The sequence below is a fragment of the Streptomyces composti genome (assembly GCF_012034205.1).
Lineage (GTDB): Bacteria > Actinomycetota > Actinomycetes > Streptomycetales > Streptomycetaceae > Streptomyces > Streptomyces composti.
The window spans coordinates 69,725-89,299 of the sequence record NZ_JAATEM010000014.1 but is presented as its reverse complement, the minus strand read 5'-3'; the positions used below and the strand labels follow the sequence as shown (position 1 = coordinate 89,299).

General features: G+C 72.7%; 19 protein-coding genes and 1 riboswitch. Of the genes, 11 read left to right on the top strand and 8 right to left on the bottom strand.

Annotated features, from left to right (window positions below):
* Positions 1 to 72 precede the first annotated feature (72 nt).
* From HCJ93_RS13420 to HCJ93_RS13405, 4 genes are all read left to right on the top strand, one after another.
* Positions 73 to 1,095, top strand: coding sequence for an ATP-binding cassette domain-containing protein (locus HCJ93_RS13420; protein WP_167994641.1), 1,023 nt, complete (start codon positions 73 to 75; stop codon positions 1,093 to 1,095).
* On the top strand, positions 1,067 to 3,151 hold the full coding sequence (locus tag HCJ93_RS13415; RefSeq protein ID WP_167994631.1) for a YhgE/Pip family protein: 2,085 nt from the start codon (positions 1,067 to 1,069) through the stop codon (positions 3,149 to 3,151). The genes HCJ93_RS13420 and HCJ93_RS13415 overlap by 29 nt, the downstream gene beginning before the upstream one ends.
* A gap of 59 nt (positions 3,152 to 3,210) precedes the next feature.
* The gene (locus tag HCJ93_RS13410) at positions 3,211 to 3,840 is read left to right on the top strand and encodes a TetR/AcrR family transcriptional regulator (protein ID WP_167994629.1); all 630 of its coding nucleotides are present in this window, start codon (positions 3,211 to 3,213) and stop codon (positions 3,838 to 3,840) included.
* A gap of 481 nt (positions 3,841 to 4,321) precedes the next feature.
* Entirely contained in the window at positions 4,322 to 5,812 is a 1,491-nt protein-coding gene (locus HCJ93_RS13405; RefSeq protein WP_167994627.1) for a phytoene desaturase family protein, read from the top strand.
* A 64-nt stretch (positions 5,813 to 5,876) separates the two neighbouring features.
* On the opposite strand, the gene HCJ93_RS29175 is transcribed toward HCJ93_RS13405, so the two are convergent.
* The 5 genes from HCJ93_RS29175 to HCJ93_RS13380 form a co-directional block, all read right to left on the bottom strand.
* A complete protein-coding gene (locus HCJ93_RS29175; RefSeq protein ID WP_206317348.1) occupies positions 5,877 to 6,800 on the bottom strand; it encodes an SCO2102 family sporulation regulator in 924 nt (307 codons plus the stop codon).
* A 56-nt stretch (positions 6,801 to 6,856) separates the two neighbouring features.
* Positions 6,857 to 7,780: a methylenetetrahydrofolate reductase [NAD(P)H] gene (metF, locus tag HCJ93_RS13395; protein WP_167994625.1), complete on the bottom strand. Its 924-nt coding sequence runs from the start codon at positions 7,778 to 7,780 to the stop codon at positions 6,857 to 6,859.
* Positions 7,781 to 7,902: 122 nt separating this feature from the next.
* Positions 7,903 to 8,568 carry a thiamine phosphate synthase gene (gene thiE / locus HCJ93_RS13390; RefSeq protein ID WP_167994623.1) on the bottom strand — a complete coding sequence of 222 codons (666 nt, stop codon included), beginning with the start codon at positions 8,566 to 8,568 and terminating at the stop codon, positions 7,903 to 7,905.
* Between the two features lie 362 nt (positions 8,569 to 8,930).
* Positions 8,931 to 9,296: an Rv2175c family DNA-binding protein gene (locus tag HCJ93_RS13385; protein WP_167994621.1), complete on the bottom strand. Its 366-nt coding sequence runs from the start codon at positions 9,294 to 9,296 to the stop codon at positions 8,931 to 8,933.
* Positions 9,297 to 9,386: 90 nt separating this feature from the next.
* Positions 9,387 to 10,628, bottom strand: a complete 1,242-nt coding sequence (locus tag HCJ93_RS13380) for an NAD(P)/FAD-dependent oxidoreductase (RefSeq protein WP_309141396.1) — start codon at positions 10,626 to 10,628, stop codon at positions 9,387 to 9,389.
* A gap of 182 nt (positions 10,629 to 10,810) precedes the next feature.
* Positions 10,811 to 10,922: riboswitch (TPP riboswitch) on the top strand.
* Between HCJ93_RS13380 and thiO the strand changes: the two genes are divergently transcribed.
* The 5 genes from thiO to HCJ93_RS13355 all read left to right on the top strand — a co-directional run bounded on the left by thiO (position 10,920) and on the right by HCJ93_RS13355 (position 16,144).
* Positions 10,920 to 12,113: a glycine oxidase ThiO gene (gene thiO, locus HCJ93_RS13375; protein WP_167994619.1), complete on the top strand. Its 1,194-nt coding sequence runs from the start codon at positions 10,920 to 10,922 to the stop codon at positions 12,111 to 12,113. It overlaps the preceding riboswitch by 3 nt.
* Before the next feature lie 56 nt (positions 12,114 to 12,169).
* Positions 12,170 to 12,370 carry a sulfur carrier protein ThiS gene (gene thiS / locus HCJ93_RS13370; protein WP_167994833.1) on the top strand — a complete coding sequence of 67 codons (201 nt, stop codon included), beginning with the start codon at positions 12,170 to 12,172 and terminating at the stop codon, positions 12,368 to 12,370.
* A gap of 2 nt (positions 12,371 to 12,372) precedes the next feature.
* Entirely contained in the window at positions 12,373 to 13,167 is a 795-nt protein-coding gene (locus HCJ93_RS13365) for a thiazole synthase (RefSeq protein ID WP_167994617.1), read from the top strand.
* A gap of 113 nt (positions 13,168 to 13,280) precedes the next feature.
* A complete protein-coding gene (gene pknB, locus HCJ93_RS13360; protein ID WP_167994615.1) occupies positions 13,281 to 15,215 on the top strand; it encodes a Stk1 family PASTA domain-containing Ser/Thr kinase in 1,935 nt (644 codons plus the stop codon).
* Positions 15,216 to 15,274: 59 nt separating this feature from the next.
* Entirely contained in the window at positions 15,275 to 16,144 is an 870-nt protein-coding gene (locus tag HCJ93_RS13355; RefSeq protein ID WP_167994613.1) for a deoxyribonuclease IV, read from the top strand.
* Between the two features lie 21 nt (positions 16,145 to 16,165).
* Here HCJ93_RS13355 and HCJ93_RS13350 read toward each other — a convergent pair whose 3' ends face one another.
* Positions 16,166 to 16,813, bottom strand: a complete 648-nt coding sequence (locus HCJ93_RS13350) for a sulfite oxidase-like oxidoreductase (RefSeq protein WP_167994611.1) — start codon at positions 16,811 to 16,813, stop codon at positions 16,166 to 16,168.
* 198 nt (positions 16,814 to 17,011) lie between these two features.
* Here HCJ93_RS13350 and bfr point away from each other — a divergent pair, with 198 nt between their 5' ends.
* Complete coding sequence (bfr, locus tag HCJ93_RS13345; RefSeq protein ID WP_167994609.1) at positions 17,012 to 17,491, top strand: bacterioferritin; 480 nt, start codon at positions 17,012 to 17,014, stop codon at positions 17,489 to 17,491.
* A gap of 49 nt (positions 17,492 to 17,540) precedes the next feature.
* On the opposite strand, the gene HCJ93_RS13340 is transcribed toward bfr, so the two are convergent.
* On the bottom strand, positions 17,541 to 17,774 hold the full coding sequence (locus HCJ93_RS13340) for a (2Fe-2S)-binding protein (RefSeq protein ID WP_309141395.1): 234 nt from the start codon (positions 17,772 to 17,774) through the stop codon (positions 17,541 to 17,543).
* A 200-nt stretch (positions 17,775 to 17,974) separates the two neighbouring features.
* Positions 17,975 to 19,327 carry a class II 3-deoxy-7-phosphoheptulonate synthase gene (locus tag HCJ93_RS13335; protein WP_167994607.1) on the bottom strand — a complete coding sequence of 451 codons (1,353 nt, stop codon included), beginning with the start codon at positions 19,325 to 19,327 and terminating at the stop codon, positions 17,975 to 17,977.
* A gap of 110 nt (positions 19,328 to 19,437) precedes the next feature.
* On the opposite strand from HCJ93_RS13335, the gene HCJ93_RS30155 reads away from it, so the two are divergent.
* Positions 19,438 to 19,500, top strand: coding sequence for a trp operon leader peptide (locus HCJ93_RS30155; RefSeq protein WP_167994830.1), 63 nt, complete (start codon positions 19,438 to 19,440; stop codon positions 19,498 to 19,500).
* Positions 19,501 to 19,575 lie beyond the last annotated feature (75 nt).

Genomic DNA, 19,575 nt, shown 5'->3' with positions numbered 1-19,575 from the left:
TCGGGTTAGCTTTTGCACTGACCAGTCAGTTCAAAAACAGTCCCCTTCGGGGGCTTCTGAAATGAGGGACGCATGGGGGGCGTTGTGGGCGGTCCGCCCGGACTCGCCGTCTCCGCCCGGGACTTCGGGCTCAAGGGACCGCGGGGCTGGGTGTTCCGCGGCATCACCGTGGAGGCGGAGCCCGGCTCGCTGATCACCGTCGCGGGACCGTCCGGCTCCGGCCGCACCTGTCTGCTGCTGGCGCTCACCGGGCGGATGAAGCCGACCGCCGGGTCCGCCTCGGTGGGCGGTCACGAGCTGCCGAAGCGCATGGCGGCACTGCGCCGGGTCAGCGCGCTGGCGCACGTCACCGGCGTGACCGACCTCGACCCGGCACTGACCGTCGGCGAGCATCTGCGCGAACGGGCGCTGCTGCAGCGCCGCTTCACCTCGCTGCGCGCGCTGCTGCGCCCGCGCCGGGAGCGGGCGGCCCGGACGCGGCGGGACATCGAGGCGGCGCTCACCGCCGCCGGGCTCGACATCGAGTCGCTGCCCAAGGGGGCGCGGACGGCGGTCCGGGACCTGGAGCGGACGGAGGCGCTGCGGCTGTCCCTGGCGCTGGCCCTGATCGGGCGTCCGCGGCTGCTCGGGGTGGACGACACGGACCTGAAGCTGTCGGCCGCCGAGCGAGCGGAGATCTGGAACCAGCTGAGGTCGCTCACCGAGCGGGGCATCACGGTGGTCGCCGTGTGCAGCGAGCCGCCCGAGGACGCGGTGGTGGTGCGCACGGACACCGGAAAGACCGGAAGGACCGGCCAGACCGGCCAGACCGGCGAGGCCGACAGCACCGGCGAGGCCGGCGAGCCCGGCGACACCGCCGGGGCCGGGTCTTCCGCCGGGGCCGGGTCCTGTGCCGGCGGCGACGGCGACGGCGGGACGAGCCACAAGGCCGGCGCGAACGGCGGTTCCGGCGGCGCCGGCGCCGCCGGAACCGCCACCGAAACCGCCACCGGAACCGGCACCAGGACCGACACCACCGCCACCGGCCCGGCCGACGAAGGCGACCACGCAGAGAAGGAGGCGGCCGATGCGCTCGCCGAGACTGGCCGCTCTTGAGCTCCGGCGCTTCGGCCGCGGCAAGCTGCCGCGCGCCGCGCTGGTCGCACTGCTGGTGCTGCCGCTGCTCTACGGGGCGCTGTACCTGTGGTCGTTCTGGGACCCGTACAGCCGGCTCGACCGCGTCCCCGTTGCGCTCGTCAACGACGACGCGGGGGCGACGGCGGACGGGAAGCGAATCACCGCGGGCGACGACATCGCCGAGGGCCTGCGCGACAGCAAGGTCTTCGACTGGCACGAGGTGAGCGCCGAGGAGGCGCGCCGGGGTGTCGAGGACGGCACCTACTACCTGTCGCTGACCATGCCGCGCGACTTCAGCCGCCGTATTGCGTCCAGTTCGGGCGACGCCCCGGAGACCGGCGCGCTCCAGGTGCGGACCAACGACGCCAACAACTACATCGTCGGGCAGATCTCCCGCTCGGTGTTCTCCGAGGTGCGCCAGGCAGCGTCCGCCAAGACCTCCCGCTCCTTCCTGGACAAGATCTTCGTCTCGTTCTCCGACATCCACGGCAAGACCAAGGAGGCGGCCGACGGGGCGGACAGGCTCAACGGCGGCATCGGCAAGGCGGAGAAGGGCTCCAAGCGGCTCGCCGACAAGCTGGGGGACGCGGAGCAGGGCAGCGGCAAGCTCGCCAAGGGCCTGAAGGACCTGCACAAGGGCGCCGGTTCGCTCAAGGACGGCTCCCGCAAGGTCGCGGACGGCACGCAGTCACTCGCCGACAAGGTGAACGCGATCGACGCCAAGGCCGGCCCGTTCCTGAAGAAGAACGAGAAGACCATCGCGAAGACGGCCCGGTTCGTCGCCGACGCCTCCAAGAAGCTCCGCGAGGACCTCGACTCCCTGCAGAAGAAGGCCCCGGGCGCGGCGAAGGACGCCCGGGAGGCGTCCGGTGCGATGGACGAGGTGTACCGGCAGCGGTGCGAGGAGGCGGCCCTGCCCGACCCCGCCTGCTCCGACCTGAAGAAGGCCAAGGACGCGGCGGCCTCGGCGGCGACGGCCGCGGAGGACGCGAGCGCGCTGGTCACCGGTCACCGCGAGGACCTGAAGAAGCTGGACGGTCATCTGCGCACGCTGGAGAAGCAGGCCGACGCCCTCGCCGACCGGGCGCCGCATCTCTCCGAGGACCTGGACGACGCCGTCACCAAGGTCAACAAGCTGAACAGCGGGGCCGGCAAGGTGGCCGCCGGTCTGAAGAAGCTGCACTCCGGGCTCGGCACCGCCAAGAAGGGCGCCGTCGACCTGGACGAGGGCGTGGGCGATCTGCGGGCCGGCGCGAAGGATCTGAACGGCGGCATCTACAAGCTCGTCGACGGCTCCGGCAAACTGGCCGGCGGGCTGCGCGACGGCGCCGAGCAGATCCCCGACTACGACAAGCAGGAGCGCGACCGGCGCACCGAGGTGATGGCCGACCCGGTGCGGCTGGCGACGCAGGATCTGCACAGGGCACCCAACTACGGCACCGGTTTCGCCCCGTACTTCATCCCGCTGTCGCTGTGGGTGGGCGCGATGGTGGCCTACATGCTGATCGCGCCGATGAACCGGCGGGCGCTGGTCGCGGGCGCCTCGGCCTGGCGGATCGCGCTGGCGGGCTGGCTGCCGGTGGTGGCGATCGGGGTGCTGCAGACGGTGGCCCTGATGTCGGTGCTGCACTGGGCGATCGGGCTGCAGATGGCCAGGGCCGCCGGGACGGTGGGATTCCTGTTCCTGGTGACGGCCTGCTTCGCGGCGATCGTGCAGTGGTGCAACGCCCGCTTCGGGGCGGCCGGGCGGATCCTCGTGCTCGCGCTGCTGATGCTCCAGCTGACCTCGGCCGGCGGCACCTACCCGGTGCAGACCAGCCCGGGCTTCTTCAACGCGCTGCATCCCTTCCTGCCGATGACCCATGTGGTGGAGGCGCTGCGCAGGCTGATCACCGGCGGCGGTCTCGGGCCGGTGTGGCAGGCGTGCGCGGTGTTGACGGCGTTCACCCTGGGCGCGCTGGCGCTGACCGCGCTGTCGGCCCGGCGCCGCCAGGTGTGGACGCTGGACAAGCTGCACCCGGAGCTGACCCTGTGAGCGGGCGGGCCACCGGGCCCGCCCGCGGGCGGTCCGGCCGTGCTGTGAGAATCAGGACCATGGAAAGCAGCAGCACCACCCCGGGTGGCAGGGCCCGCCGTGAGGCCACCCGGCAGAAGCTCTACGAGGCGGCCGTCACCCTCATCGCCGAGCAGGGCTTCTCCGCCACCACGGTGGACGAGATCGCCGAGCGGGCCGGGGTGGCCAAGGGCACGGTCTACTACAACTTCGCGAGCAAGTCGGTCCTCTTCGAGGAGCTGCTGCGGCACGGAGTGGGCCTGCTGACCGCCTCCCTGAAGGAGGCGGCGGAGCAGACGGCGGCGCGGGGCGGCAGCAGGGTGGACGCCCTGGACGCGATGATCCGCGCGGGCCTTGTCTTCATCGACCGCTACCCGGCCTTCACCCAGCTGTACGTGGCGGAGCTGTGGCGCACCAACCGGGCCTGGCAGTCCACGCTGATGGTGGTGCGGCAGCAGGCCGTGGCGGTGGTCGAGGAGGTGCTGCGCGAGGGCGTGGAGAACGGCGAGTTCAGCGAGGAGATCGACGTTCCGCTGACCGCGGCCGCGCTGGTGGGGATGGTGCTGGTGGCGGCGCTGGACTGGAAGTCCTTCCAGCCGGAGCGGTCCCTGGACGATGTGCATGCGGCCCTGTCCCGGCTGCTCCAGGGCCGGGTGAGCGGCCGCCGCTGAGGCGGGCGGTGCGCCCACGCCTCGGGGGCGGCGCGCCGGAGCGGCGGGCGGGCGGTGCACGAGAGTCCGGACGGACGGGGAACGATGACGCCGGCCCGGTGTGGCCGCGTCCCCCGCGGGCCACCGCCGGACCGGCGCCTGCACCCCGTACGTTCCCCCGCGGGGCTGCCCCGTTCGGTCGTCCCCCCGGTTCCCCCGTCTCGCTCCCGCCGACTGCGGCCGGCGGAAGGAGCGGATCATGGCCCGGGCCGTTCCGGCGCCCCGTGTCGCCGGTGCCGTCCCGGTGCCTCTCTCCGTGGTCTCCACTGTGTCGTCCCGCAGGTCGCGGCCCATCCGCCCGGGTACTCATCTCGGCACCTAGGTACGGATACTCACGGCTGTGTGCCCGGGCCCACGGCGCGCCGGCGCCGCCTGGTCACCGGCGCATGGGCGCGGGTACTCGCCTCCGGGGCGCCGGAGGGCGGCGGATACAGTCGCTGACATGGCACGTATTGCGGTGATCGGCGCCGGGATGGGCGCGATGGCGGCCGCCGCCCGGCTGGCCGTGGCGGGCCACCGGGTGGTGGTGTACGAGCGGACCGGGACCTACGGCGGTGCGGTGCGCCGGCTGGAGCGGGACGGGTTCGGTTTCGACACCGGCCCCGGTCTGTTCACCCTGCCCGCCGTGTACCGCGATCTGTTCCTGAAGACCGGCCGGGAGCCGCTGGAGGAGTGCGTCGAGCTGGTCCAGGTCGACCCGTCCTCGCACCATGTCTTCGCGGACGGCACCCGGGTGTCACTGCCCAACGCCTCCCGGGCGGGCGTGGTCCTGGCCCTGGACGAGGCGCTCGGCGCCGGGGCCGGCCGGCGCTGGGGCGACCTGCTGGTCCGGGCCCGCGAGGCATGGAACCGGATGCGCAGGCCGCTGCTCGAGGAGCCGCTGTGGCCCAACTGGCAGGTGCTGGCCGAGCGCGAGCCCTACCCGGCGGTGCCGCACCGCAGGCTGCTGCGCACCCGGGTGGCGGGCACCCTCGCCGAGGTCGGCGCCTGGGAGCTGCGCGAACCCCGGCTGATCGCGCTGCTCGAGAGCCACGCCCTCGCCTTCGGTCTGGATCCCCGCACCGCCCCGGCGAACGCGGCGATCCTGGCGTACATGGAGCACGCCTTCGGCACCTGGTACGTGCGGGGCGGCATGCGGGAGCTGGCGCGGGCGGTGTACGAGCGGTGCCTGGCCCGGAAGGTGGAGTTCGTCTTCGGTGCCGAGGTCACGGCGCTGGTGGAGAAGGACGGCCGGGCCGCCGGTGTGGAGCTGGCCGACGGGACGGTCGCCGAGGCGGACTTCGTGGTGGCCGGGGTCTCCCCGGCGGTGCTCGACCGGCTGAACCGGGGGACGCCGGTGCGCGGCGACGGCGAGGTTCCGGCGCAGCGGCCGGGGGCGAGCCGGCTGACGGTGCTGCTGGCGCTGCGCGGGGCACGCCCGGACGGCGCCGCCCACCGCACGGTGGTGCACTCCGCGGACCGGGACGCCGCACTGGAGGCGCTGTCGGGCGGCACGGGGCGGTCCGCCGCGCCCACGGTGACGGTGCTGCGGCCCGGTGATCCGGCGCTGGTGCCGGACGCGGGGCACGAGTCGGTGACGCTGACGGCGGCGGTCCCGGCCCGGGGCGGGGACCCGGCCGCCTTGGCCGAGGAGCTGATCACCGTCGCAGGACGCGCCATTCCGGATCTGCGCGAGCGGCTGCTGTGGCACCAGGTGCACACCCCGGCCGACATCGCCGAGGAGACGGGCGCCGAGGACGGCGCGGTGCCGCCCCCCGCCCTGGCCGCGGACGGCGGACGCCGGCTGCATCCCGCCAACAGCACCCGTACTCCTGGCCTGTTCACGGTGGGCGGCTGGTCCCACCCCGGCGGCGGACTGGCGCATGCCGGGATGTCGGGGGCGCTGGTCGCCGGGCTGATCGTGGAGGGTCCCGACTTCCGCGGCTCGCAGTGAGACCGGGGCCGGCGCCCGTGACCGGATCAGACAGTGAGACCGGGGCCGGCCGCCCGGAGGCCGGTCAGAAGCGGTACTGCTCGTCGTAGCCGCCCGCCGGGGGCTGCTGGCCGCCGCCCTGATAGGGGTAGGCCTGCTGCTCGGGCGGCAGCTCGCCGCCGTACGGGTCGTCGGTGGTCCGCTGCTGCGGGACCCACAGGCCGCCGCCCTGGGTGTCGCCGCCGTAGGTGCCGTACTGGTCCTGGCCGTAGGCCGCCTGCTGGCCGTACTGGTTCGGGTCGGTGTAGCCGGTGTCGTACCCGGCGCCGCCGTAGGTGCCGGTGCCGATGTACGGGTCGGAGTAGGCGGCGTACTGCTGCTGGCCGGTGTCGTAGGCCTGCTGGCCGTAGCCGGAGTAGTCGTAGGAGCCGTAGCCCTGGTCCGCGCTCTGCGTGGCGGCGGCGTACTGGTCCTGGGTCTGGGTGCCGTACCCGGTGTCGTAGATGCCGTACGAGCCGGTGTCGTCGGGCATCGGCTGGGGGGCGTAGACCGCGGTGGTCTCGGCGGCCGTCTGCCGGTCGGGGCGGCCCGGGGTGAAGACGTCGTCGCGGTCGTAGTCGTCGACCGCGTCATAGGCGGACCGGTCGCGGCCGCGTCCGGAGTCCTCCTCGTACGCGTCGCCCGCGGACGCCTCGAGATCGGAGACCTCCAGCACGGGCTCCTCGTGCTCGTGGTCCCGGCGGCCGCCGAGCACCGGCGCGTTCACCGCCCAGCCGGCGGCGAAGCCGCGGCGGAACGACAGCGTGACATAGGTCTGGCCGACCGCGAAGGCGGCGGCGCCGAGTCCGATGACGACGACGGACGCGGTGAGCACACCGGCCACGACTCCGAGGAAGCCGACGAAGGCCAGCAGCCGCCAGCGCAGACGCGCCTTGTACTGCAGCAGCACCTCGCCGAGCAGCCACAGCGCGACGATGCCGAACGCGATATAGAGGACCGTCCAGCCCATGTACGCCCCTCTCCCAGTGGCCGCTACGCAGTGTGTCGTATGCCGGTGCGACCGGTCTAGGCCTGCGGCGGGTGGTGCAGACCCAGATTCTCGTAGATTTCCAGCGTCGCCGTGGAGTTGTTCAGCGTGATGAAGTGCAGACCGGGCACTCCTTCGGCCAGCAGCCGGGCGCAGAACTCTGTGGCGAACTCGATCCCGATCGAGCGTACAGCGGCCGGATCGTCCTTCGCTGTGAGGATCCGCTCTTTCAGGTCCTCGGGGAACGACGCGTTGGTGAGGTACGGGATCCGCTCCAGCGTCTTCACGCTCGCGATCGGCATGACCTCGGGAATGATAGGGGTGTCACAGCCGGCCACGGCAACCCGGTCGCGCAGCCGCAGGTAGTCCTCCGGGTGGAAGAACATCTGGGTGATCGCGTAGTCGGCCCCGGCCCGGCACTTGTCGACGAAGTGCCGGACATCGGTGTCCCAGTCCGTGGACCGCGGGTGCATCGCGGGGAACGCGGCGACACCCACGCAGAAGTCACCGGAGGACTTGATCAGCTCCACCAGCTCGGCGGCGTAGGTGAGGCCCTGCGGGTGCGGGACCCACTCCCCCATGGGGTCGCCGGGCGGGTCGCCGCGCAGCGCGAGCATGTTGCGGATCCCGGCGTCGGCGTACTGCCCGATGATGTTGCGCAGGTCGGCGACGGAGTGGTCGACCGCAGTGAGGTGGGCGATCGGCGTCAGGGTGGTGTCCGAGGCGATCCGCTCGGTCGCCTTGACCGTGCCGGCCCTGGTGGAGCCGCCCGCGCCGTAGGTCACGGAGACGAAGTCGGGGGCCACGGCCTCGACCCGGCGCAGCGCGTTCCACAGATTGCGCTCGCCCTTCGGCGTCTTGGGCGCGTAGAACTCGAACGAGTACGTCGTCTTTCCCGTCGCGAGCATCTCGCGCACGGTTCGCGCGTGATCCGTCCGGACGGATGCGGTGCCGAGGGCCATACTCGCAGGTTAACCAGGGGTCGGCGGTCCCCCAACCACATGCGGGAGATTTGTCTGAATCGCCGACTTCTTGTCCACTCCTTGGACACACCTGAGACGACGCGGCCGAGCCGGCGGTCCGGTCAGTGGTCCTGCGCCTCGCGCACCCGGCGGGCCAGTTCGGCTGCCGCGGCGCCGGGGTCGTCGGCCTCGGTGACGGCCCGCACGACCACGATCCGGCGAGCGCCGGCGTCCAGCACCTGGTCGAGGTTGGTGAGATCGATGCCGCCGATGGCGAACCAGGGGCGGTCGGTGTCCAGGGAGGCGGCGTAGCGCACCAGGCCGAGGCCGGGCGCGGGCCGGCCGGGCTTGGTGGGGGTGGGCCAGCAGGGCCCGGTGCAGAAGTAGTCGACGCCGTCCTGGACGGCGGCCGCGGCCGCCTCCGCCTCGGCGTGGGTGGAGCGGCCGATGAGCACGTCCGGGCCGAGGATCGCCCGCGCGGCGGGCACGGGCAGGTCGCCCTGGCCGAGGTGGAGGACGTCGGCCCCTGCGGCATGGGCGACGTCCGCGCGGTCGTTGACCGCGAGCAGCTTGCCGTGCCGGGCGCAGGCCTCGGCGAGGACGGCGAGGTGCTCCAGCTCCTCGGCGGCCTCCATGCCCTTCTCCCTGAGCTGCACGATGTCGACACCGGCGGCCAGCACGGCGTCCGCGAACTCCGCGAGGTCGCCCTGGCGCTTGCGGGCGTCGGTGCACAGATAGAGCCGGGCGTCGGCGAGCCCGGCCCGGGCGGTGACGGCGGCGTCGGACATGCGGGAGTCCCCCAGGGGTCGGTCGGATCTCGGTACCGGCCGCGATCGGGCCGGTGCGAGCGGGCTGTGCGGACGACCACGGTACGAGGTCGGCGGCGGGCCGGCCCGGGATCGCCCGCGGCTGCGGGCATGCGCGCCGCCCGGGGCGGCGCGGGTGGGTGCCGCCTCCCCCGGGTCCGCACCGGCGTCGGCTGCCGGGGCCGGCAGGGACGGACCGGAACGGCCCGCCGGAGACGGCACACGAGGGTCTGGGGCCGCCGCCCGGGCGGGATGCGGCGGCCGTCTCGCTCCGAACGTCCGGCGCCGGCCGTTTCCGGGAGCGCCGGACGGGCTGTCCGTGGGGCTCTCGGGGTCCCGCTCGATCAGACCGCGAGGGCCTGGGCGCGGCGCTTCACCTCCGTACCGCGGTTCTCGCGGAGGGCCTGCGCGGGCGTGCCCGGCAGGGAGTCGTCGGGGGTGAACAGCCACTCCAGCATCTCTTCGACCGTGAAGCCGTCGTCCCTGAGGAGCGTCAGGGTGCCGGAGAGGCCCTTGACGACCCTGTCCCCGTCGATGAAGTCGGCGGGCACGTGCAGCGCGCGGTTCTCACCCCGGCGCACGGCGATGAGCTGGCCCTCCTTGACCAGCTGCCGGACGCGGGTCACCTCGACGCCGAGCTTCTCGGCGATGTCGGGCAGGGTGAGCCAGGCGGGGACGAGAGCATCGATCTTTGCGTCAATCTCGGTCACGGGACAAGCCTGCCATCTGCCACTGACAGCCGGAAGCGGGCCCGGTCCGCCTGCGTGGACGCGTCGCGGTGCGACGACGTCCGCCGTCGGTCAGGCGGTCGCCGACTTCAGGGGGCGGGCCGGGTCGGCGACCAGCTCCGGGTCGAGCCGCGCACCCGCCTCGATCAGCCGGCGCCCCTGCGTCAGGTCCCGGGGGCGGCCCACCGCGAGGAGCGCCACCAGGCGGGACTCCCGCAGCCAGCACACCGTCCACGCCGGTCCGTTCGGATCCCCGCGCCACACCGTCCGGTCGGCGTCCTCGTGATGACCGGCGTACTGCACGAACCGCCCGAACTGCTCGGACCAGAAGTACGGCACCGGGTCGTACACCGCCGAAGGCTCACCGGTGGCCGCGCCGAGGATGTTGGCGGCGACCGTGCGCGGCCCCTGCAGCGCGTTGTCCCAGTGATGGACCAGCAGCCGCTTGCCGTAGCGGCCGGAGGGGAAGGAGGCGCAGTCGCCGACCGCGTACACATCGGGCAGCGAGGTCGCCAGGGTGCGGTCGGCGAGGACCTCTCCGTGCTCCCCGAGGGCGATGCCGGACCCGGCCAGCCAGCCGGTGGCCGGGCGGGCCCCGATGCCGACCACCACGGCGCCCGCGGCGAGCCGCGAGCCGTCCGCCAGCACCACCGTGCCGGGCTCCACTCGCTCCACGCGCACCCCGGTGCGCAGCTCGACGCCGGCCTCGGCGTACCAGGCGGTCATCGGGGCGGCCACCTCGGCGGGCAGCGCCTCGGCGAGCGGCCGGTCGGCGGCCTCGACGACGGTGACCGCGCAGCCCGCCTCGCGCGCGGCGGTGGCGAACTCGGCGCCGATCCAGCCGGCCCCGGCCACCACGATGTCGTGCTGCCGGGCCAGCACCGGGCGCAGCCGCTCGGCGTCGTCGAGGGTGCGCAGCAGATGCACGCCGGGCACCCCGTCCGCGCCGGGCAGCCGGACCGGCTCCGCCCCGGTGGCGATCACCAGGACGTCGTACCGGACGGTCCCGGCCCCGGTGTCCAGTTCGTGCTCGCCGGGACGCAGGCCGAACACCTCGCAGCCCAGGCGCAGTTCGATGTCCAGCCCTTCGAAGTCGACGTCGAGGGCGGAGTCCTCGGCCTTGCCGAGCAGCACGGCCTTGGACAACGGCGGCCGGTCGTAGGGCTGGTGGGGCTCGGCGCCGAGCAGGGTGACGGTGCCGGTGTAGCCCTGCTCCCGCAGGGCGACCGCGGTCTGCACCCCGGCCATGCCCGCTCCGGCCACCACCACCCGCCCCGGCCCGGACGGCTGAGAACCCTGCGTCTGCTCGCTCACCTGATCACCATAGACATCCGGCTTCCGGTTCGGTCAGCCCCTCCGCGCCGTGGTCTCCTCCGCATCGCCCTCCGCGCGCCTCTGCACGACCCCCGCCGTCCGCGCCGCGTTCCTCCGCTCCCCCGCCCGTGCTCGCGGAGGCTCCCTTACCGCTGCGATCGGCCGCGGGCTAGGGTGGCGGGTGAAGCACTCGCGGGAGCCCGGACGCACCGGGCTGAGAGGGAGGCTGGCGGCCTCCGACCGTACGAACCTGATCCGGGTCATGCCGGCGAAGGGAGGGGCTGGACGCCCATGTCGCCCACGCGTACGTCCGACGTCCTCGTCATCGGGGGCGGTGTCATCGGTCTGGTCACGGCGTGGCGGGCCGCGCAGCGCGGTCTGTCGGTCACCGTGCTCGACCCCGAGCCGGGCGGCGGAGCCGCCCAGGTGGCCGCCGGGATGCTGGCCGCCGTCACCGAGCTGCACTACGGCGAGGAGATGCTGCTCGGCCTGAATCTCGCCTCGGCCCGCCGCTATCCGGCCTTCGTCGCCGAGCTGATCGAGGCTTCCGGCCACGACCCCGGCTACCGCCGCTGCGGCACCCTCGCGGTGGCGCTGGACGCCGACGACCGGGCCCATCTGCGCGAGCTGCACGCGCTGCAGCAGCGGTCGGGGCTGGACTCGCAATGGCTGTCGGGGCGCGAGTGCCGGCGGCTCGAGCCGATGCTGGCGCCGGGGGTGCGCGGCGGGCTGCGGGTCGACGGCGATCACCAGATCGACCCGCGGCGGCTGGCGGCCGCGCTGGTCACCGCCTGCGAGCGGGCGGGTGCGGTGCTGCACCGCACCCGGGCCGAGCGGCTGGTGGTCACCGGCGGGCGGGCGGCCGGGGCGGTCGCCGCGGACGGCACCGGGCTGAGCGCCGGGCAGGTGGTGCTGGCCGCGGGCAGCCTGAGCGGGCGGCTCGCGGGGGTGCCCGAGGAGGTGCTGCCGCCGGTGCGGCCGGTGAAGGGTCAGGTCCTGCGGCTGAGGATGCCCGAGGAGCACGGCCCGTTCCTGAGCCGGACGGTGCGGGCGGTGGTGCGGGGCAGCCAGGTGTATCTGGTGCCGCGCGAGAGCGGCGAGCTGGTGATCGGTGCGACCAGCGAGGAGCTGGGCTGGGACACCACCGTCACCGCGGGCGGGGTGTACGAGCTGCTGCGGGACGCCCACGAGCTGGTGCCGGGCATCACCGAGCTGCCGCTCACCGAGACCCGGGCGGGGCTGCGGCCCGGCTCCCCCGACAACGCGCCGCTGCTCGGGCCGACGGACCTGGAAGGGCTGCTGCTGGCCACCGGGCACTACCGCAACGGAGTGCTGCTGACGCCGGTCACCGGGGACGTGCTGGCGCACGTCCTGACCACCGGTGAACTGCCCGAGGAGGCCCGCCCCTTCACCCCCCGGCGCTTCACCGCCGGCACAGTCATGGAGCAGCGAGTCAGGGAGCAGCCCGCATGGACACACGCATGAGCACGAACCCGAGCACGGACACGCACCCCCACACACAGACCGACGGGCAGCGGGCTCTGACCGTCTCGGTCAACGGAGAGCCCCGCGAGGTGGCGCCCGGCACCCGGCTGGATGCCGTCGTGGCCTCGCTCACCGCGGCGCCGTCGGGGGTGGCCGCCGCTCTCAACGAGACCGTCGTCCCCCGCGACCGGTGGTCCTCCACCCCCCTGTCCGAAGGGGACCGGGTGGAAGTGCTCACCGCCGTCCAGGGAGGCTGACCATGGCCGACGATCCTCTCGTTCTCGGCGGCGCGTCCTTCACGTCCCGTCTGATCATGGGCACCGGAGGGGCGCCGAGCCTCGAGGTGCTGGAGCGGGCGCTGGTGGCGTCCGGGACGGAGCTGACCACCGTCGCGATGCGGCGGGTGAACCCCTCGGTGCACGGATCCGTGCTGTCGGTGCTGCAGAGGCTGGGCATCCAGGTGCTGCCGAACACGGCCGGCTGCTTCACCGCCGGGGAGGCGGTGCTCACCGCGCGGCTGGCCCGGGAGGCGCTGGGCACCGATCTGATCAAGCTGGAGGTCATCGCCGACGAGCGGACCCTGCTGCCGGACCCGGTGGAGCTGCTGGACGCGGCGGAGACGCTGGTGGACGACGGGTTCACGGTGCTGCCGTACACCAATGACGATCCGGTGCTGGCCCGGAAGCTGGAGGACGTGGGCTGCGCGGCGGTGATGCCGCTGGGCTCCCCCATCGGGTCGGGGCTGGGCATCCGCAACCCGCACAACTTCGAGCTGATCGTGGAGCGGGCCGGGGTGCCGGTGATCCTGGACGCCGGCGCCGGTACGGCGTCGGACGCGGCCCTGGCGATGGAGCTGGGCTGTGCGGGGGTGATGCTGGCCTCCGCGGTGACCCGGGCCCAGGAGCCGGTGCTGATGGCCCAGGCGATGCGCAGCGCGGTGGAGGCGGGCAGGCTCGCCCGGCTGGCCGGACGCATCCCCAAGCGGCATTTCGCCGAGGCGTCCTCCCCGGCCGAGGGACTCGCGGCCCTGGACCCGGAGCGGCCCGCCTTCTGAGGGGCTCCCGGGTGCGCGCGGATGTGCGAGACGCGTCACAGCTCCGCTGCAATAGGGCCCTGGACAGGGGTGGACGGGGTCGGGGGGCCGGTTGCGGCTCGTAGACTCCCTGCGTGGACACGACCCTTCAGGACCCTCTGGTCGGGCAGGTGCTCGACGGCCGGTATCGCGTCGACGCCCGGATCGCGGTCGGCGGGATGGCAACGGTCTACCGGGCCCTGGACACCCGCCTGGACCGGGTGCTCGCCGTCAAGGTGATGCACCCCTCCCTCGCCGCCGACGCCTCGTTCGTCGAGCGGTTCATCCGGGAGGCGAAGTCGGTCGCGCGGCTGGCCCACCCCAATGTGGTGCAGGTCTTCGACCAGGGCACCGACGGGGCGTACGTCTACCTGGCGATGGAGTACATCGCCGGCTGCACCCTCCGCGACGTGCTGCGCGAGCGGGGCGCGCTCCAGCCGCGGGCCGCGCTGGACGTGCTGGAGCCGGTGCTGGCCGCGCTCGGCGCCGCGCACCGCGCCGGTTTCGTGCACCGGGACATGAAGCCGGAGAACGTCCTCATCGGGGACGACGGCCGGGTCAAGGTCGCCGACTTCGGTCTGGTACGTGCCGTGGACTCGGTGACCAACACCACCGGTACCGTGCTCGGCACGGTCTCCTACCTCGCGCCCGAGCAGATCGAGCACGGCACCGCCGATCCCCGGGTCGACGTCTACGCCTGCGGCATCCTGCTCTACGAGATGCTCACCGGCGAGAAGCCGCACGACGGCGACTCCCCCGCGACCGTGCTGTACAAGCATCTCCACGACGACGTGCCGCCGCCCTCGGCCGTGGTGCCCGGCATGGCCTACGAGCTGGACGAGCTGGTGGCCGCCGCGACGGCGCGCTCGGCCGCGATCCGCCCGCAGGACGCGGTGGCGCTGCTGGCCCGGGTCCGCGAGGCGCGCGCCCGGCTCGACGACGAGCAGCTGGACGCCGTGCCGCCGCAGGCCCTGTCCTCGGAGCACGACATCTCCGAGGACCGTACGAGCGTCATCCCCAGGTCGCTGACCATGCCCCGGCCGCTGCCGATCGACGGGGACGAAGCGGACGACCCGGACGCCGGTGACGTGCACCGCACCAGCCGGCTGGCGTCACCGCCGCTGCCGCCCCGGCGGCGCCCGGCGCTGCGGCGCGGCCCGATGACCGTGGTGGTGGCGGTGCTGCTGGTGCTCGGCCTCGGCACCGGCATCTGGTACATCAACTCCGGCCAGTTCACCAAGGTGCCGCCGCTGCTGGCGAAGACCGAGCAGCAGGCCCGGGACCGGCTGGCCGAGGAGGGCCTCGAGGTCGGTGAGGTCACCGAGGAGTACAGCGACACCGTGGAGCGGGGCACCGTGATCAGCACGGACCCGAAGGCGGGCGCCCGGATCCGGGGCAACGGCTCGGTGTCGCTGGTGATCTCCAAGGGCCCGCAGCGTGTGCGGGTGCCCGATCTGGACGGCTACCCGCTGGACAAGGCGCGCGCCCTGCTGAAGGAGGAGGGCCTGGAGCCGGGCATGGTGACCCGCGAGTTCAGCGACTCCGTGCCGCGCGGCTCGGTGATCTCCACCAGGCCGGGCAAGGGCACCAAGGTCCGCGGCGGCGCTGCGGTGGCGCTCACGGTGAGCAAGGGCAGCCCGGTGGACGTACCGGACGTGACCGGCGACGACCTGGCGGACGCGCGGGCGGCGCTGCGGGAGGCCGGGCTGAAGGTGAAGGTGGCTCCCCAGCGGGTCACCTCCGAGCACGAGGCGGGCCGGGTGGCCCGGCAGAACCCGGCTCCTGGCGGCCGGGCGGCCGAGGGCGACACGGTGACGCTGACGCTGTCCAAGGGCCCGGAGATGGTCGAGGTGCCGGACGTGGTCGGCGACAGCGTGGACGAGGCCAGGGAGAAGCTGGAGGGGGCCGGGTTCGAGGTCGACGAGGACCGGGGTCTGCTCGGGCTGTTCGGCGACACCGTCAAGGACCAGTCGGTGGCGGGCGGAGAGAAGGCGCCCAAGGGCTCGACGATCACCATCAAGATCAGGTGAGGTGCGCGAAGGTGCAGGCCCCGTCCCGGGTGCCCCGGCGGTCATGACACCCTGAACGGGTGAAGGATCGTCTCCCCCGCAACCCGGTCGGCGGCCATGTGCCCGTGGCCGGCGGTCTGCACTCCACCGGCCTGGCCTACGCCCGTGAGATGGGCGCCGAGGCCGTGCAGGTCTTCGTCGCCAACCCCCGCGGCTGGGCCACCCCGGGGGGCAGCCCGCGGCAGGACGAGGCGTTCCGGGCGGCCTGCGCCGAGGAGGGCGTCCCGGCGTATGTGCACGCCCCGTATCTGATCAACTTCGGTTCCCACACGGAGGCGACCGTCGATTCCTCGGTCGCCTCGCTGCGGCACTCGCTGCGCCGCGGGCGGGAGATCGGCGCCCTCGGTGTGGTGGTGCACACCGGCAGCGCGACCGGCGGGCGGGAGCGCCCGGTGGCGCTCCGGCAGGTGCGCGAGCGCATGCTGCCGCTGCTGGACGAGCTGACCCACCCCGACGATCCGTATCTGCTCCTCGAGCCCACGGCGGGCCAGGGCGCCTCGCTGTGCTCGCTGGTCCGGGACCTCGGGCCGTACTTCGAGGCGCTCGAGGCGCATCCGCGGCTCGGGGTGTGCCTGGACACCTGCCATGTCTTCGCGGCCGGCCACGACCTGACCGGACCGGACGGGATGCACCGGACGCTGGACGAGCTGGTGGACACCGTCGGCGAGGGCCGGCTGAGGCTGATCCACGCCAATGACTCGCTGGACGTGGTGGGCGCGCACAAGGACCGGCATGCCAACATCGGCGCCGGCCATATCGGCGAGGAGCCGTTCCGGGCGCTGATGACCCACCCGGCGACCGAGGGCGTCCCGCTGATCATCGAGACCCCGGGCGGCAAGGAGGGGCACGCGGCGGACGTGGAGCGCCTGAAGAAGCTGCGCGACGACTGACCCGCCAGACTCCGCGGGGTCTCAGAGCTCGGGCCCGTCCCCGGGCTCCTCCTGGTAGGAGTAGCGCTGCTCCTTCCAGGGGTCGCCGATGTTGTGGTAGCCGCGCTCCTCCCAGAAGCCCCGGCGGTCGGCGGTCATGTACTCCACGCCGCGGACCCATTTGGGTCCCTTCCATGCGTACAGATGGGGGACGATCAGCCGGAGCGGGAAGCCATGCTCGGCGGTGAGCAGCTCGCCGTCCTTGTGCGTGGCGAACAGGGTGCGTTCGGCGGCGAAGTCGTCGAGTCTCAGGTTGGCGCTGTAGCCGTACTCGGCCCACACCATCACATGGGTGACGTCGTCCGCGGGCGGTGCGGTCTCGAGGATGGTGCGGGCGGGGATGCCGCCCCACTCGGCGCCGACCATGCTGAACTTGGTGACGCAGTGCAGATCCGCCACCACGGTGGTGTACGGCAGCGCGGTGAACTCCTCGTGGGTCCAGCAGTGCTTCTCGCCGTCGGCGGTGGCGCCGAACACCCGGAACTCCCAGCGCTCGGGCCGGAACTTCGGGACCGGTCCGTAGTGCGTGACCGGCCAGCCCCGTTGCAGTCGCTGTCCCGGCGGGAGCTCGAGCCGTGCCGCTCCTTCTCCTGCGCGCTCCCCCGATTCGCGTTCCGCCGGCTGACCCATGTCTCCATCCTGACAGACCCGGACCGATGCCCATGACCTGCCCCCCTTACAGCAGGGCAAAGCGAAAGAGACTGAAAAGACCGGTCAAAACGGACTAAGCCTGCACTTACTTACTAAGTAGAGACTTACTGGACGATCTTCTGCACGGGTGGAATCATGCGGCGCAACCCGCCAGTCCGCGTGGAAGGAGCCTTCGCGATGCAGGGCGACCCCGAAGTCATCGAGTACCTCAACGAGCAGCTGACCGCCGAGCTGACCGCGATCAACCAGTACTTCCTGCACGCGAAGATGCAGGAGAACTTCGGCTGGTACAAGCTGGCCAAGTACACACGGGCCGAGTCGTTCGACGAGATGAAGCACGCCGAGGTGCTCACCGACCGGATCCTGTTCCTCGAGGGGCTCCCCAACTATCAGCGGCTGTTCCATGTGCGGGTGGGCCAGACCGTCAAGGAGATGTTCGAGGCGGACAAGCAGATCGAGGTCGAGGCCATCGACCGGCTGCGCCGCGGGATCAAGCTGATGCGCGAGAAGGGCGACATCACATCCGCGAACATCTTCGAGTCGATCCTCGCCGACGAGGAGCACCACATCGACTACCTGGACACCCAGCTGGATCTGGTGGAGAAGCTCGGCGAGGCGCTCTACATCTCCCAGGTGATCGAGCAGCCGGAGAGCTGACCGCGGCGCCGGCGGGGTCGCCGGCCGGATCGCCGCCGGGCGGGGCGGGTCAGGCGGCCTCGTTCAGGGCGGTGACCTCGGCGAGCACGGGCTTGCCCTGGTCGGCCAGGTCGCGCCGCGGGCAGCCGCCGCGGCCGAGGAGCGCCTGGATACGGCGTACGCACGACCCGCAGTCGGTGCCGGCCTTGCAGGCGGACGCTATCTGCCGGGGGGTGCAGGCGCCGTCCTCCGCGTGCTTCTTGACCTGCTGCTCGGTGATGCCGAAGCAACTGCAGACGTACACGCGGTCACCTCCCGATCGAGTCCATGGGCCGTGCCGTCCCGACCCCTGGATCGGTGAGGCAAACCTAACCTTACCCGCCGGCGGGTGGCCGGAAAAGTGCCGTGGGGCGCGGATCGCATGTGATCCGCGCCCCACTCTTTGCTTACGTCACCGCTCGGAGTCTTTGCTTCCGTCACCACTCCGGGCGGCCGTCGGCCGGTTCACTGGTCCCGGTACATCTCCGCGACCAGGAAGGCCAGATCCAGCGACTGGCTGCGGTTGAGCCGCGGGTCGCAGGCCGTCTCGTACCGCTGGTGCAGGTCGTCGACGAAGATCTCGTCGCCGCCGCCCACGCACTCGGTGACGTCGTCGCCGGTCAGCTCCACATGGATGCCGCCCGGATGGGTGCCCAGCGCCTTGTGGACCTCGAAGAAGCCCTTGACCTCGTCGAGCACGTCGTCGAAGCGGCGGGTCTTGTGCCCGGAGGCCGCCTCGAAGGTGTTGCCGTGCATCGGGTCGGTCACCCAGGCGACGGTGGCGCCGGAGGCGGTGACCTTCTCGACCAGCTCGGGAAGCCTGTCGCGGATCTTGTCCGCGCCCATCCGGACGATGAAGGTCAGCCGGCCCGGCTCGCGCTCCGGGTCCAGACGCTCGATGTACTGCAGCGCCTCCTCGGCCGTCGTGGTCGGGCCCAGCTTGACGCCGATCGGGTTGCGGATCCTGGAGGCGAACTCGATGTGCGCGTGGTCCAGCTGCCGGGTGCGCTCACCGATCCACACCATGTGCGCGGAGACGTCGTACAGCAGCCCGGTGCGCGAGTCGACGCGGGTGAGCGCCGTCTCGTAGTCGAGCAGCAGCGCCTCGTGCGAGGAGTAGAACTCGACGGTCTTGAACTCCTCCGGGTCGGCCCCGCAGGCGTGCATGAAGTTCAGCGCGTTGTCGATCTCGCGGGCGAGCTGCTCGTAGCGCTGGCCGGACGGGGACGACTTCACGAAGTCCTGGTTCCAGGCGTGCACCTGGCGCAGGTCGGCGTAGCCGCCGGTGGTGAAGGCGCGCACCAGGTTCAACGTGGAGGCCGAGGCGTGGTACATCCGCTTGAGCCGCTCCGGGTCCGGGACGCGGGCCTCCTCGGTGAACTCGAAACCGTTGACCGAGTCGCCCCGGTAGGACGGCAGGGTCACGCCGTCGCGGGTCTCGGTCGGCTTGGAGCGCGGCTTGGAGTACTGGCCGGCGATCCGGCCCACCTTCACCACGGGCACCGAGGCGGCGTACGTGAGCACGGCGCCCATCTGGAGCAGCGTCTTGAGCTTGTTGCGGATCTGGTCGGCGGACACCGCGTCGAACGCCTCGGCGCAGTCGCCGCCCTGGAGGAGGAACGCCTCTCCCTTGGCGACGGCCGCCATCCGGGCGCGCAGCTGGTCGCACTCGCCCGCGAAGACGAGCGGCGGATACGACTCGAGGTCCGCGATCACTGCGCGCAGAGCCTCGGGGTCGGGGTACTCGGGCTGCTGCGCCGCGGGCAGGTTTCGCCAGGTGTTGCCAGCGCTCGTGCTGGTCTTAGCGTTCACGGTCACGACTTCCACATTACGGGGTCGGCCGTCCCGTCCATCCCGCCGCTCACCAAATGAGACGAGGCTTCGCCGTGCCGCCGCCGCGGGCGGCGCCGATGCGCTAGGGTCGGGGCATGCTCGCGCATTCGACCCAGAACCAGAACTGGTGGTGGACCGCTCGTCCGGCGGCCCACTGACTGCGCGTACCCAGACTCCGCGAAGGCCGCCCGAGGGGCGGCCTTCGGCGTTTCGCGGCGGGCCCGCTCCCTCTC